Here is a 14664-nt window from a genome sequence, read left to right on the forward strand (position 1 = left end):
GCTACGGCCTGCTGGCCAACCCCGACCTGCGGATCTACAAGCCGTGGCTGGACCCGGAGTTCGTCGACGAGCTCGGCGGTCGCGCCGAGATGAGCCAGTGGCTCACCGAGCACGACCTGCCATACCGCGACTCCAAGGAGAAGGCGTACTCCACCGACGCCAACATCTGGGGAGCCACCCACGAGGCGAAGACCCTCGAGCACCTCGACGTGTCCCTGGAGACCGTCGAGCCGATCATGGGTGTGAAGTTCTGGGACCCCTCGGTCGAGATCCCCACCGAGGACGTGCGCATCCGCTTCGACCAGGGCCGCCCGGTCGCCATCAACGGCGAGACCTTCCGGGACCCCGTGGCGCTGGCCATGGAGGCCAACGCCATCGGCGGCCGGCATGGCCTGGGCATGTCCGACCAGATCGAGAACCGCATCATTGAAGCCAAGTCCCGCGGCATCTACGAGGCGCCGGGCATGGCGCTGCTGTGGATCGCCTACGAGCGGCTGCTCAACGCCATCCACAACGAGGACACCGTCGCCCAGTACCACAACGAGGGCCGCAAACTGGGTCGTCTGCTCTACGAGGGCCGCTGGCTGGACCCACAGGCCCTGATGATCCGTGAGGCGCTGATGCGCTGGGTGGCCTCCCTGGTGACCGGCGAGGTGACCCTCCGCCTGCGCCGCGGGGAGGACTACACCGTGCTCTCCACCGTCGGCAAGGACTTCTCCTACCACCCCGACAAGCTGTCGATGGAGCGCACCGACAACGCCGTGTTCGGCCCGACCGACCGGATCGGCCAGCTGACGATGCGCAACCTCGACATCGCCGACTCGCGCGCCAAGCTGGAGATGTACGCCGGCCAGCCCCTCGACCAGGGCCAGGTCCTCGTCGAGAACGGCACGCTCTTCGGCGAGCTGCCCGCCGGCGGAGCCCTACGCATCGAGGCCAACCCGGCCGCCGCGACCGAGACGGAGCAGGCGCTCGACGCCGCCGCGATGGAGCTCGGCACCGACTGAGCACCGACGTCGGGGTGCCGACGTCCCACCCCTTCCCGACCCGACCTGACAAGGTGGACCGATGACGACCTACACCGCTGCCGTCGCCGGCGCGAGCGGCTACGCCGGGGGCGAGGTGCTGAGGCTCCTCGGCGCGCACCCCGACGTGACGATCGGCGCCGTCACCGCGGCGTCCTCCGCGGGCTCGCGCCTGGGAGAGCACCAGCCGCACCTCGTGGACCTCGCCGACCGCGTGATCCAGCCGACCGACGCGTCGACCCTCGCCGGTCACGACGTCGTCTTCCTCGGCCTGCCCCACGGCGAGTCCGGACGCATCGCTGCCGAGCTCGGTGACGACGTGCTCGTCATCGACTGCGGCGCCGACCACCGGCTGGAGAGCGCCGAGGACTGGACGACGTTCTACGGCAGCGAGCACGCAGGCACCTGGCCCTACGGACTGCCCGAGCTGTTCGTGGGCGAGAGCCGTCAGCGCGACGCCCTCGCCGGCGTCAAGCGGATCGCGGTCCCGGGCTGCAACGTCACCGCCGTGACGCTCGGCCTGCAGCCGGCGATCGCGGCCGGTGTCGTCGCGCCCGACGACCTCGTCGCCGTGCTCGCCAACGGGTTCTCCGGTGCCGGCAAGGCGCCGAAGACGCACCTGCTCGCCTCCGAGGGCCTCGGCGCCGCGTCGCCGTACGGCGTCGGCGGCGTGCACCGCCACGTGCCCGAGATCATCCAGAACCTCACCAAGGCCGGAGGAGAGGACGTCACCATCTCCTTCACGCCCACGCTCGTGCCCATGGCCCGCGGCATCCTCGCGACCGCCACCGCGCGCCTCGCCGACGGCGTCGACGCAGCGCGCGTGCGCAGCGTCTACGAGCAGGCGTACGGGGGACCCGGCGAGGGCGAGCCGTTCGTCCACCTGCTGCCGGAGGGCCAGTGGCCGACGACGGCCGCGACGCTCGGCGCCAACACGGCCCAGCTCCAGGTCGCCGTCGACTCGGCCGCCGGACGCCTCGTGGTCACCACCGTGATCGACAACCTCGTCAAGGGCACCGCCGGTGGCGCGATCCAGTCCATGAACCTCGCCCTCGGCCTCCCGGAGACCACGGGCCTCACCACCACGGGAGTGGCGCCATGACGGTCACCGCAGCACAGGGCTTCCGCGCCGCCGGTGTCGCCGCCGGCCTGAAGTCGACCGGCGCGCCCGACGTCGCGCTCGTCGTCAACGACGGTCCGTCGTCGGCAGCGGCGGCGGTCTTCACCAGCACCCGGTGCCGGGCCAACCCGGTCCTCTGGAGCGCCGAGGCGATCAAGACCGGCTCGGCGCGGGCGGTCGTGCTGAACTCCGGCGGCGCCAACTGCTACACGGGCGCCGAGGGCTTCCAGCTGACCCATGCCACCGCCGAGCTCGTGGGCGAGCTCGTTGGTGTCGGTGCGATCGACGTGCAGGTCTGCTCGACCGGCCTGATCGGTCTGCTGAACGACCGCGACGACCTGCTCGCCGGTGTCCGGGCGGCGCACGCGGAGCTGTCCGACGACGGGGGAGCGGCGGCTGCAGCGGCCATCATGACGACCGACACCGTCCCGAAGCAGTCGGTCGCCGAGGGCACCGACTCCGCAGGGCGGGCGTTCACGGTGGGCGGCATGGCGAAGGGTGCCGGCATGCTGGCGCCTGCGCTGGCCACGATGCTCGTGGTCGTCACGACCGACGCCGACGTCGACGCGGCCACGCTCGACGCGGCGCTGCGCCGGGCGACCCGTGTGACGTTCGACCGGCTGGACTCCGACGGCTGCCAGTCGACCAACGACACCGTGCTGCTCATGGCGAGCGGGGCCTCCGGCGCCACCCCGTCGGTCGACGAGCTGGCCGAGCACCTGACGACGGTCTGCCACGACCTCGCGCTGCAGCTGCTCGCCGACGCCGAGGGCGCCGACCACGAGATCTCGATCGAGGTCCGCGGCGCGGCGAGCGAGGACGACGCGGTCGAGGTCGCCCGCTCCGTGGCCCGGAGCAACCTGTTCAAGGCCGCCGTGTTCGGCAAGGACCCCAACTGGGGTCGCGTGCTGGCCTCGGTCGGCACGACGTCGGCGACGTTCGACCCCGCCGACCTCGACGTCGCGCTCAACGGCGTGTGGGTGTGCCGCGACAGCGGTCCCGGCGAGCCGGCGACGAGCGTCTCGCTGGAGGACCGCGCGGTCTCCGTGACCATCGACCTGAAGTCGGGGCCGGAGACGGCGACCGTCTGGACGAACGACCTGACCCACGCCTACGTTCACGAGAACTCCGCCTACTCCTCCTGAGGACCCCCGATGACGGACGACGACACCTTCGGCACCCCTGACCCGGGCCACACGCGCGAGCAGTGGGCCGAGCACACCGAGAAGGCGGCCACGCTGGCCGGCGCGCTCCCGTGGCTGAAGCGCTACCACGACAAGGTCGTGGTGGTGAAGTACGGCGGCAACGCGATGACCGACGAGTCGCTGAAGCAGGCGTTCGCCGAGGACATCGTCTTCCTGCGCCTGGCGGGCTTCAAGCCGGTCGTGGTGCACGGTGGCGGACCCCAGATCAGCGCGATGCTCGACCGGCTCGGCATCGAGTCGGAGTTCCGCGGCGGGCTGCGCGTCACGACCCCCGAGGCCGTCGACGTCGTCCGCATGGTGCTCACCGGCCAGGTCGGCCGTGAGCTCGTCGGTCTGCTGAACCGGCACGGAGCCCTCGCCGTCGGCCTGTCGGGCGAGGACGCCGGCCTGTTCACGGCGACCACCACGCGACCCGTCATCGACGGCGTCGAGACCGACATCGGCCTCGTCGGCGAGGTCACCCAGGTGCGCCCCGAGGCCGTCCAGGACCTCATCGACGCCGGCCGCATCCCGGTCGTCTCGACGATCGCGCCCGACGCGTCCGGGCAGGTGCACAACGTGAACGCCGACACGGCGGCGTCGGCGCTCGCCGTCGCGCTCGGCGCGGAGAAGCTGCTGGTGCTGACCGACGTCGAGGGGCTGTACCGCGACTGGCCCGAGAGCACCGACGTGATCGGCGAGATCGCCCCGGAGGCACTGCGCGAGATCCTCCCGACGCTGGCGTCGGGCATGATCCCGAAGATGCAGGCCTGCCTCGAGGCGGTCGAGGGCGGGGTGCGCGGTGCGACCGTCGTCGACGGCCGCGAGCCGCACGCCGTGCTGCTGGAGATCTTCACCGACGAGGGCGTCGGCACGCAGGTGCTGCCCGGCGTCGAGACCCGCATCCGTACCGCGCTGTACGCCACGAGCGCACCGAAGGAGACGTCGTGACCACGTCCGACCAGCCCACCCGCGCCACCCTGCCCTACGCCGCGCAGGGTCGTCCCGAGAGCGGCGAGCAGTGGACCGAGCGCTACCGCGGCGCGGTCATGAACACCTTCGGCGACCCCCAGCGCGTGCTGGTGCGCGGTGAGGGGAGCACGGTCTGGGACGTCGACGGCAACCACTACCTCGACCTCCTGGCCGGGATCGCGGTCAACGCGCTGGGCCACGCGCACCCGGCCGTCGTGCAGGCGGTCACCGAGCAGCTCGGGACCCTCGGGCACGTGTCGAACTTCTTCACCACCGAGCCGCAGGTCCGGCTGGCCGAGCGGCTCGCCGCCCTGCTCGACCCAGGTTCGGACGAGGGGGCCGACGTGCCCGTGCGCACGTTCTTCGCGAACTCCGGCACCGAGGCCAACGAGGCGGCGTTCAAGGCCACCCGGCGCACGGGTCGCACGACGGTCGTCGTCGCCGAGGGAAGCTTCCACGGACGTTCGATGGGCGCGCTCGCCCTGACGTCGAAGGCGGCGTACCGCGAGCCGTTCGAGCCGCTGCCGGGCGACGTGCGCTGGGTCCCGTACGGCGACGCCGACGCGCTGACCGCGGCGGTCGACGACACGGTCGCGGCCGTGCTGCTCGAGCCCATCCAGGGCGAGGCTGGCGTGGTCGTGCCGCCGGAGGGCTACCTGGCCCGGGCCCGCGCGATCACCCGCGAGCACGGCGCCCTGCTCTGGATCGACGAGGTCCAGACCGGCGTCGGGCGCACCGGCGCCTGGTTCGCGTTCCAGGAGTCCGGGGTCGTGCCCGACCTGGTGACGCTGGCCAAGGGTCTCGGCGGCGGGTTCCCCGTCGGCGCGTGCATCGGCATCGGCGACGCCGCGACCCTGCTCGGTCCCGGCAACCACGGCACGACCTTCGGCGGCAACCCGGTGGCCTGCGCGGCGGCGCTCGCGGTGCTCGACACGATCGAGTCCGACGGCCTGCTCGCCCAGGCCACGACCCGCGGTGACCAGCTCGCGTCCGCACTGGCCGCGCACCCCCGGGTGGCCGAGGTCACCGGACGTGGCCTCATGTTGGGCGTCGTGCTCACGGACCCCCGTGCGGCCGACGTGCAGAAGGCCGCGCTCGACGCCGGGCTCGTCCTCAACGCACCGACGCCCGACCGCCTGCGCATCGTCCCGCCGCTCGTGCTCACCGAGGCCGAGGCGGCGCACGCCACCACCACGCTCTCCGCGGTGATCTCGGAGGTGCTCGCATGACCGCCACGGCCATCGTGCGGCACCTGCTGCGCGACGACGACCTCAGCCCGGCGGAGCAGGCCGAGGTGCTCGACCTGGCGCTGCGGATGAAGGCCGAGCCGTTCGCCTTCCGTCCGCTCGAGGGTCCGCGCTCCGTGGCGGTCGTCTTCGACAAGTCGTCCACGCGCACGCGGGTGTCGTTCTCCGTCGGCGTCGCCCAGCTCGGCGGGCACTGCGTCATCCTCGACGCCGCGACCACCCAGGCCGGCCGCGGCGAGCCGGTGGCCGACACGGCCCGCGTGCTCGGCCGCATGGTCGACGCCGTCGTCTGGCGCACCTACGCACAGGCCGACCTGGAGGAGATGGCGCGGCACGCCGGCGTGCCCGTGGTCAACGCGCTCAGCGACGACTTCCACCCCTGCCAGCTGCTGGCCGACTGGCTGACGGTGCGCGAGCACAAGGGCACGCTGGCCGGCCTGACCGTCGCCTTCGTGGGGGACGGCGCCAACAACATGGCGCACTCCTACGTCCTCGGCGGCGCGGTCGCGGGGATGCACGTGCGGGTCGGAGCACCCGAGGGTTATGCCCCCGCCGGCCACGTGGTCGCCGACGCCGAGAAGGTCGCCGCTGGTACCGGTGGATCCGTGACCGTCACCGACGACCCGGTCGAGGCGGTGCGCGGTGCCGACGTCGTCATCACCGACACGTGGGTCTCGATGGGCCAGGAGGCCGAGAAGGCCGAGCGCATCGCCACCTTCGGCCCGTACGCCGTGACCGGTGCGCTGCTGCAGCACGCCGCGAAGGACGCGATCGTGCTGCACTGCCTGCCCGCCTACCGAGGCCTGGAGATCGCCGAGGACGTGCTCGAGGGACCGCGCAGCGTCGTCTGGGACGAGGCGGAGAACCGCCTGCACGCCCAGAAGGCCCTGCTCGCGTTCCTGCTGGAGCGCTCGTGAGCATCCCCGACACCAAGCGCGCGCGCCAGCGGCTCATCATCGAGCTGCTGGGCCGCACGCCGGTGCGCTCGCAGGGCGAGCTGGCGGCGCTGCTGCAGGAGCAGGGCGTCACCGCGACCGCCTCGACGGTCTCGCGTGACCTCGTGGAGCTCGACGCCGTGCGCGTGCGCAACCCCGACGGCGCGCTGGTCTACGCCGTGCCCGGCGAGGGCGGCGACCGCACGCCCCGCGCCGCGCAGGACAGCGCCGCCTCGCAGCAGCGGCTGACCCGTCTGCTGCGCGAGCTGCTGGTCTCGGCCGAGTCGTCGGCCAACCTCGTCGTGCTGCGCACCCCGCCCGGCGCCGCCCAGTTCCTGGCCTCGGCCATCGACCACACGGGCGCCGTCGAGGTGCTGGGCACCATCGCCGGCGACGACACCGTCATGATGATCTGTCGTGACCCCGAGGGCGGCGCGACCGTCGCCGCCCGTCTGACCGAGCTCGCCGAGCTCCCCACCGACACCCGATCCACCAGCGAGGGACCCGCATGACCGAGCAGAGCCCGTCCGACGTCCCCTCGGGCACCCAGAACGACACCCCGGGCGACTCCCGTCTCTGGGGCGGTCGCTTCGCGGGCGGTCCGTCGCCGGAGCTGACGGAGCTGTCGCGCTCGACCCACTTCGACTGGCGGCTCGCGCCCTACGACCTGCAGGGCTCCCGTGCGCACGCCCAGGTGCTGCACACCGCCGGCCTGCTGACCGACGACGACCTGGTCGCGATGCTCGCGGGCATCGACGCGCTCGACGCCGATGTCGCCTCCGGCGCCTTCACGGCGCAGCCGGGCGACGAGGACGTGCACTCGGCCCTCGAGCGTGGGCTGATGGAGCGTCTCGGCCCCGACCTCGGCGGTCGGCTGCGCGCGGGCCGGTCGCGCAACGACCAGGTCGCCACCCTGTTCACGATGTACCTGCGCGAGCACGCCGCACGCATCGGCGAGCTGCTACGCGCGCTCGTCGGTGCTCTCGCCGACCAGGCGGAGCGTCACCTGGGCGCACCGATGCCGGGGCGCACGCACCTGCAGCACGCCCAGCCGGTGCTCCTGTCGCACCACCTCCTCGCGCACGCCTGGCCGCTCGTGCGCGACCTCGACCGGCTCGCCGACTGGGACGCGCGCGTCGCCGGCGGGTCGCCGTACGGCTCGGGCGCGCTGGCCGGCTCCTCGCTCGGTCTCGACCCGGAGAAGGTCGCCGCGTCGCTCGGCTTCACGGGCTCGACGCCGAACTCGATCGACGGCACGGCGTCGCGTGACGTCGTGGCCGAGCTGGCGTTCGTGCTCGCCCAGGTCGGGGTCGACGTGTCACGTCTGGCGGAGGAGATCATCCTCTGGAACACCAAGGAGTTCGACTTCGTCACGCTCGACGACGGGTACTCCACGGGCTCGAGCATCATGCCGCAGAAGAAGAACCCCGACATCGCCGAGCTGGCCCGCGGCAAGGCCGGGCGACTGATCGGCAACCTGTCCGGCCTGCTGGCCACCCTGAAGGCCCTCCCGCTGGCCTACAACCGCGACCTGCAGGAGGACAAGGAGCCGGTCTTCGACTCCGTCGACACGCTCGAGGTGCTGCTGCCGGCGTTCACCGGCATGGTGCGCACGCTCACCTTCCACACCGAGCGCATGGCAGCGCTGGCGCCGCAGGGCTTCGCGCTCGCCACCGACGTGGCCGAGTGGCTCGTGCGCCAGGGCGTGCCCTTCCGCGTGGCGCACGAGGTCTCCGGCGCCTGCGTGCAGGTCTGCGAGCAGCGCGGCATCGAGCTGTGGGACCTCTCCGACGACGACTTCGCGGCCATCTCGCCGCACCTGACGCCCGACGTCCGCAGCGTGCTGTCGGTCGGGGGCTCCATCGCCTCGCGCGACGGGCGCGGCGGCACCGCGCAGGTCCGGGTGGCCGAGCAGCTCGCCGAGGTGCGGGCGCGGGCGGCGTCGTGAGCGGGCCGGTGTTCCGGACGACCCGCTGGCGCACCGGGTACCGCGTCGACGACGTCGACGACTTCCTCGCCGACGTGCTGCCGCGCGTGACGGACCGTCCCGACTCGGCCCTGGCCGAGCGCATCGTGCAAGCGAGGTTCGCCACCGTGCACCTCGGCGCGGGCTACGACATGAGCGACGTCGACGCCTACCTCGACGACCTCGTGGGCCGCGTCGGCGGCCCGCCTGCCCCTGGAGCGTGACGGACGCCTCGGCACCGGAGCGCGCCGTGTTCACGGCTCGTTCACGCGGTCTTGGCATCATGCGCGGGTGCTCGAGAACGTCGACGTCCCTGCCACGTTCCTGCGTTCGGGCCGGGCGGCACCCGCGCGCACCCTCGTCGAGGTGCTGGAGGCCACCGCCCGGGACCACGCCGAGGAGCCGGCGCTCGCCTGCGGCGACGTCGTCCTGACCTACGACACCCTGCTCGAGACGGCGTCGGCGCTGGCCGACGAGCTCGGTGCCGTCGGCGTCGGTCGCGGCGCCCGCGTCGGGGTGCGGGTGTCCTCGGGCAGCACCGACCTGCACGTCGCGATCCTGGGCGTCCTGCTCGCCGGTGCCGCCTACGTGCCGATCGACGTCGACGACCCGGAGGAGCGAGCAGCGACCGTGCTGCGCGAGGCCCAGGCCGACGCGGTCGTGACCGACGGCCTCGTGGTGCGACGCCTGCGCGACGACGTGCGCGGCTCGGGCAGCGTGGAGCCGCCGACCCTCGACGACGACGCCTGGATCATCTTCACGTCGGGCTCCACCGGGACGCCCAAGGGCGTGGCCGTCACGCACCGCTCCGCGGCGGCGTTCGTGGACGCCGAGGCGGTGCTCTTCTGCCAGGACGCACCTCTCGGTCCCGGCGACCGCGTGATGGCCGGGCTCAGCGTGGCCTTCGACGCCTCCTGCGAGGAGATGTGGCTGGCGTGGCGGCACGGCGCCTGCCTCGTGCCTGCACCGCGCTCGCTCGTCCGCAGTGGCGCGGACCTCGCGCCGTGGCTCGTCGCGAACGACGTCACGGTCGTCTCGACCGTGCCGACGCTGGTCTCGCTGTGGCCCGCGCAGGCGCTCGACGCGGTGCGGCTGCTGATCCTCGGCGGCGAGGCCTGCCCGCCGGAGATCGGCGACCGGTTCGCCACCGCCGACCGTGAGGTGTGGAACACGTACGGGCCCACCGAGGCGACCGTGGTCGCCTGCGGCGCGCAGCTGCGGCCCGGCGAGCCGGTCCGCATCGGCCTGCCGCTCGAGGGCTGGGACCTCGCGGTGGTCGATGACGACGAACGCCCTGTCGGGCCGGGGGAGACCGGTCAGCTGGTGATCGGCGGTGTCGGCCTCGCGCGGTACCTGGACGCCGAGAAGGACGCCGCGACCTACGCCCCGATGCCCTCGCTCGGGTGGGACCGCGCCTACCGCAGCGGCGACCGCGTCGTGCTCGACGAGGCGGGTCTGCTGTTCGCCGGGCGTGCCGACGACCAGGTGAAGATCGGCGGACGACGCATCGAGCTCGGTGAGGTCGACAGCGCCCTGCTCGCCCTGCCCGGCGTCGAGGCGGCAGCCGCGGCCGTGCGTCGGTCCGAGGCGGGCAACAGCGTCCTGGTCGGCTACGTCGTGACCGACGGGACGCTGGACGCGAGGAGTGCGCGCGCGCCCCTGCGCGAGCGCCTGCCCGCGGCCGCGGTGCCTCGCATCGCGGTCGTCGAGACCATCCCGGTCCGCACGTCGGGCAAGGTCGACCGCGACGCCCTGCCGTGGCCGCTCGAGACCGGCACCGAGGCGTCGCTCGACGGCACCGCCGCGCTGGTCGCCGACGCGTGGGCGCGCATCCTGGGCTCGGCCGTCGGCGGGCCGGCCGACGACTTCTTCGAAGCCGGTGGCTCGAGCCTCACCGCGGCGCAGCTCGTGGCTCGGCTGCGGGAGACGCACCCGGAGGTGACGGTCGCCGACGTCTACGAGGCGCCCACGGTGGGTGCGCTCGCGGCTCGTCTCGACACGCTCACCACCCCGGCCGTCGTCGACGTCCGCGAGGTGCGGCCGGTGCCCCGCCGGTCGAGCCTGGTCCAGCAGGTCCTGCTCCTGCCGCTGCGCGCGGTCGGCGGGCTGGTCTGGGTGGCCTGGACGATGCTCGCGGTGCAGGCGCTGGCCGTCGCCACGGACTGGTCGTGGCTCCCGGGACCCGGGTGGACGGCGACCGTGGTCGCGGCGGTGCTGCTGCTCCCGCCCGTCCGGGCTGCCGCGGCCGCGGGTGGCGTGCGGCTGCTCCTGCGTCGGCTGACGCCCGGCACCTACCCGCGCGGCGGGTCGACGCACCTGCGGCTGTGGGCGGCCGAGCGCCTGGTCGAGGAGCTCCGCGTGGGCACGCTCGCCAGCGTCGGCGTGCTGACCGTCTTCGCGCGGATGCTCGGCGCGAAGGTGGGTGCGGGAGTCGACCTGCACGCGCTGCCCTCTCTCACCGGCATGCTGACCCTCGGCCGCGGGTCCACGGTCGAGCCCGAGGCAGACCTCTCGGGCTGGTGGGTCGACGGCGACCGTCTCGTCGTGGGGCCGGTCCGGGTACGGGCCGAGGCTCGCGTCGGCGTCCGCAGCACGCTCGGTCCCGGAGTCGTGGTCGGTCGTCGCGCCGAGGTCGGCGCAGGGTCGACGGTGCTGGGCGACGTGGCCGACGACAGCTTCGCCGCCGGAGCCCCCGCGACGCGCGTCGGTGAGGCGCGTGGCCCGGCCGAGCTCGAGCCGGCACCGCGCCGTCGCGGTTGGCCCACGGTCTACGCGGTGACGGGTCTCGTGCTGTCGGCGCTCCCGGCGCTCGCGGTCGGGCTCGTGTCCGCGGCGTCGCTCGGCGCGGCCCTGGCGCTCGGTGTCGACCCGCAATCACCCGCCGACCTCGCGCTGCTGCTGGTTGCGCTCCTGCCCGTCCTCGTGGTCGGGTCCCTGCTGGTCCTCGCCGGGCTGGTGTGGTCGGTCGTCCGGGGTGCGTCGACCGGCGTGGCGGCCGGGGTGCACCCCGTGCACGGCCGCGCGGCGTGGTCGGCCTGGACGGTGCTGCGCGTCCTCGACAGCGCCCGCGAGTGGCTGTTCCCGCTGTACTCCAGCAGCCTCACGCCGACGTGGCTCCGCGCGCTCGGCGCCGACGTCGGGGCCGACGTGGAGGCGTCGACCGTGCTCCTGCTGCCGAGCCTCACGTCGGTCGGCGACGGCGCCTTCCTCGCCGACGACACGATGCTCGGCATGTACGAGCTCGGTGGCGGGTGGCTGCGGGTCGAGCGCGTGAAGGTGGGGCGTCGGGCCTTCGTCGGCAACTCGGGCATGGCAGCGCCCGGCCGCAAGGTGCCGGCGCGCGGGCTGGTCGCGGTGCTGTCGGCGGCACCCCGTCGCGCGAAGGCGACCAAGGGGTCGTCGTGGCTGGGGAGCCCGCCCACGAGGCTCCGCCGCGCCGCCGGCGAGGTCGACGAGGCCCGCACCTACGAGCCGGGACGACGGCTCAGGGTGGCGCGCGCGGCGCTCGAGGCCTGCCGCGTGCTCGCCGTCGGTGTAGCGGCCCTCCTCGTCCTGGCCGTCGCCGGCAGCATCGTCACGGTCGCGGACCGTGCGGGGTGGTGGGTCGCGGCGCTCGTCGCCGGCCCGGTCCTGCTCGCCGCCGGCGTCGTGGGGGCGCTCGTCGCGACTGCGGCCAAGTGGGTCCTCGTCGGTCGGGTCAGGGCCGAGGAGCACCCGCTCTGGAGCAGCTTCGTGTGGCGCAACGAGCTCGCCGACACCTTCGTCGAGGTGGTGGCCGCCCCCTGGTTCTGCCGCTGGGCGCTGGGCACGCCGCTGCTGCCGCTGTGGCTGCGCAGCCTCGGGGCGCGCGTCGGCCGGGGGGTCTGGTGCGAGACGTACTGGTGGCCCGAGCCCGACCTCGTGACCGTGGGCGACGGCGCGACCGTCAACCGGGGGTGCGTGGTGCAGACGCACCTCTTCCATGATCGGATACTCAGCATGGACGAGGTCAGGCTGGACGCGGGGGCGACGCTCGGTCCGCACGGCGTCGTGCTGCCCGCCGCACGCATCGGCAGGCACGCCCGGGTCGGCCCCGGGTCGCTGGTGATGCGCGGCGAGCACGTGCCCGACGGCACCAGCTGGGTCGGCAACCCCATCGGCCCCTGGACCGACGCGACGGCGCCCGCGTGAGCCGCGCCGCGTCCGTCGACGAGCGCTACGTCCCGCACCACGGCGACCCGTCGTACACCGTCACCCGCTACGACCTCGTCGTCGACTACGTCCCCGAGTCCAACCGGCTCACCGGCACCGCGACCCTCGGCGTGCGTGCGCTCGAGCCGCTGCGGAAGGTCCGTCTGGACCTCAACGACCTGCGGGTGCAGAAGCTCCTCGTCGACGGCGCCCGCGCGAAGTACCGGCAGCAGCGCGCGTCCGTGAGCGTCGAGCTGGGTCGGGAGTTGGCGGAGGGCGAGGAGGCCGAGATCATGGTCGCCTACGGCGGCCGCCCGCACCCGATGCGCGGACCCGACGGCGACGCAGGCTGGGAGGAGCTCGAGGAGGGCGCGATCGTCGCCTCGCAGCCCCACGGCGCGCCGTCGTGGTTCCCGTGCAACGACCTGCCGTCCGCGAAGGCGCCGTTCCGGCTGGAGCTCTCGGTGCCGCAGGCGTTCACCGTCGTCGGCAACGGCGTGCCCGGCGAGCGGCGACGCACCGCGGGACGGGTCGTGCAGGTCTTCGACCAGCCCGAGCCGATGGCCACCTACCTCGCGACCGTGCACGTGGGCGACTTCGTCGAGGAGCAGCAGGCGACGTCGCCGGTGCCCGTCGGCTTCGTCGCGCCTGGCAGCCTGCGGGAGCAGGCCCAAGATGCCCTGGTTGACCAGCCCGCCATGGTCGCCTTCTTCGACCGGGTCTTCGGCCCGTACCCGTTCCAGCGGTACCTGGCGGTCGTCACCCCCGACGATCTCGAGATCCCGCTCGAGGCGCAGGGGCTCTCGATCTTCGGGCCGAACCTCCTGCACGACGGGTGGGACGCACAGCGACTGATCGCGCACGAGCTGGCCCACCAGTGGTTCGGCAACAGCGTGACGCTGCGGCACTGGAACGACATCTGGCTGCACGAGGGCTTCGCCTGCTACGCCGAGTGGCTGTGGTCGGAGGAGTGCGGCCGCGAGAGCGCCGACGAGCGCGCGCGCCACCACCACGCGAAGCTGCAGGCGAAGGACCAGGACCTGCTGCTCGCCGACCCCGGCCCCGACCTGATGTTCGACGACCGGGTCTACAAGCGCGGCGCCCTCACGTTGCACGCGCTGCGCCGCCGGGTCGGCGACGACGCCTTCTTCACGGTGCTGCGGACCTGGACCGACCGCTTCCGCCACGCCAACGCCGACACGGCCGACCTGGAGCGCGTCGTCGCGGACGTCGCGGGGGAGCAGACCGACCTCTTCGACCAGTGGGTGAGGGCGACCGCGGTCCCGGACCTGCCGTGACGTCGGACGACGACGTCGCCGCGCGGGCCGTGGCGCTGCTCGGCCGTGAGCTGCGCGGTCACGGGGTGACCGTGCGGATCACCGAGGTCGAGGCGTACGGCGGGATCCTCGACCCGGCGTCGCACGCGTACACGCGGACGCCGCGCTCGGAGATCATGTACGGCCCGCCCTGGCGCCTCTACGTGTACCGCTCGTACGGCATCCACTGGTGCGCGAACGTCGTGACCGGACCGACCGAGCAGGCCGCGGCCGTGCTCGTGCGGGCCGGGCGCGTCGTGGACGGACTCGACCTCGCCCGCGAGCGTCGCGGCGACGTCGCCGACACCCGCCTCGCCCGGGGTCCGGGGAACCTCGCGCAGGCCCTCGGCGCCGCGGGGGTAGGGGTTCTCGACCTGCTGGTGCGCTGCCGCAGGGGGTCTCCACTTGCTGGTGCGCTGCCGCAGGGTGTCTTGACCTGCTGGTGCGCTGCTGAAGGGGGTCTGGGCTTGCTGGTGCGCTGCCTCGGCTCTCGCTGGGGCTGGTCTCCGCAAGGGCCTCGACCGGGCGGCTGGCGGCGGAGCTGGTCCGAGGTCTCGGGCTGTGGGTTCGTGCTGGGGGTGGACGCAAGAATCTGCGTTCGTGCGTCGGAGGTCCAAGGGTTCTGCGTTTGCTGCGGGATCCCGTCGCGAACGCAGAAGCGTTCAACTTCCCGCGCGTGAATGAAGAATCTTGGGTGCCCTTGGGGGTGGGGTGGGCAGTGCTTCTTCC

Annotated in this window: 12 protein-coding genes; all 12 read left to right on the top strand. The window is 73.5% G+C overall.

Features of this window, described 5'->3' with window-relative positions; genetic code table 11:
- Window positions 1-1007: argininosuccinate synthase (gene argG, locus A6Q79_RS07375; protein WP_317697448.1), on the top strand; the 1007-nt coding region annotated here is incomplete at its 5' end.
- A gap of 61 nt (window positions 1008-1068) precedes the next feature.
- Window positions 1069-2127, top strand: coding sequence for an N-acetyl-gamma-glutamyl-phosphate reductase (argC, locus tag A6Q79_RS07380; protein WP_067857212.1), 1059 nt, complete (start codon window positions 1069-1071; stop codon window positions 2125-2127).
- Window positions 2124-3290 carry a bifunctional glutamate N-acetyltransferase/amino-acid acetyltransferase ArgJ gene (argJ, locus tag A6Q79_RS07385; protein WP_317697450.1) on the top strand — a complete coding sequence of 389 codons (1167 nt, stop codon included), beginning with the start codon at window positions 2124-2126 and terminating at the stop codon, window positions 3288-3290. The genes argC and argJ overlap by 4 nt, the downstream gene beginning before the upstream one ends.
- 9 nt (window positions 3291-3299) lie before the next feature.
- Window positions 3300-4280, top strand: coding sequence for an acetylglutamate kinase (argB, locus tag A6Q79_RS07390; RefSeq protein ID WP_289017021.1), 981 nt, complete (start codon window positions 3300-3302; stop codon window positions 4278-4280).
- A gap of 29 nt (window positions 4281-4309) precedes the next feature.
- On the top strand, window positions 4310-5530 hold the full coding sequence (locus A6Q79_RS07395; RefSeq protein ID WP_289017024.1) for an acetylornithine transaminase: 1221 nt from the start codon (window positions 4310-4312) through the stop codon (window positions 5528-5530).
- Window positions 5527-6465, top strand: coding sequence for an ornithine carbamoyltransferase (argF, locus tag A6Q79_RS07400; RefSeq protein WP_286690691.1), 939 nt, complete (start codon window positions 5527-5529; stop codon window positions 6463-6465). The genes A6Q79_RS07395 and argF overlap by 4 nt, the downstream gene beginning before the upstream one ends.
- Before the next feature lie 2 nt (window positions 6466-6467).
- Window positions 6468-6995 (top strand): arginine repressor, encoded by a 528-nt coding sequence (locus A6Q79_RS07405; protein WP_309635267.1) that lies wholly within the window; start codon window positions 6468-6470, stop codon window positions 6993-6995.
- A complete protein-coding gene (argH, locus tag A6Q79_RS07410) occupies window positions 6992-8431 on the top strand; it encodes an argininosuccinate lyase (protein WP_286690692.1) in 1440 nt (479 codons plus the stop codon). Before A6Q79_RS07405 ends, argH begins: the two co-directional genes overlap by 4 nt.
- Window positions 8428-8673, top strand: coding sequence for a DivIVA domain-containing protein (locus A6Q79_RS07415; protein ID WP_286690693.1), 246 nt, complete (start codon window positions 8428-8430; stop codon window positions 8671-8673). The genes argH and A6Q79_RS07415 overlap by 4 nt, the downstream gene beginning before the upstream one ends.
- Window positions 8674-8740: 67 nt before the next feature.
- Complete coding sequence (locus A6Q79_RS07420) at window positions 8741-12619, top strand: Pls/PosA family non-ribosomal peptide synthetase (protein WP_286690694.1); 3879 nt, start codon at window positions 8741-8743, stop codon at window positions 12617-12619.
- Entirely contained in the window at window positions 12616-13917 is a 1302-nt protein-coding gene (locus A6Q79_RS07425; protein WP_286690695.1) for a M1 family metallopeptidase, read from the top strand. Before A6Q79_RS07420 ends, A6Q79_RS07425 begins: the two co-directional genes overlap by 4 nt.
- Window positions 13914-14615, top strand: a complete 702-nt coding sequence (locus A6Q79_RS07430) for a DNA-3-methyladenine glycosylase (RefSeq protein ID WP_317697461.1) — start codon at window positions 13914-13916, stop codon at window positions 14613-14615. Before A6Q79_RS07425 ends, A6Q79_RS07430 begins: the two co-directional genes overlap by 4 nt.
- The last annotated feature ends 49 nt before the right edge of the window (window positions 14616-14664 follow it).

It is taken from the genome of Aeromicrobium sp. REDSEA-S32_B7, assembly GCF_001626145.1.
Taxonomy (GTDB): domain Bacteria; phylum Actinomycetota; class Actinomycetes; order Propionibacteriales; family Nocardioidaceae; genus Aeromicrobium; species Aeromicrobium erythreum.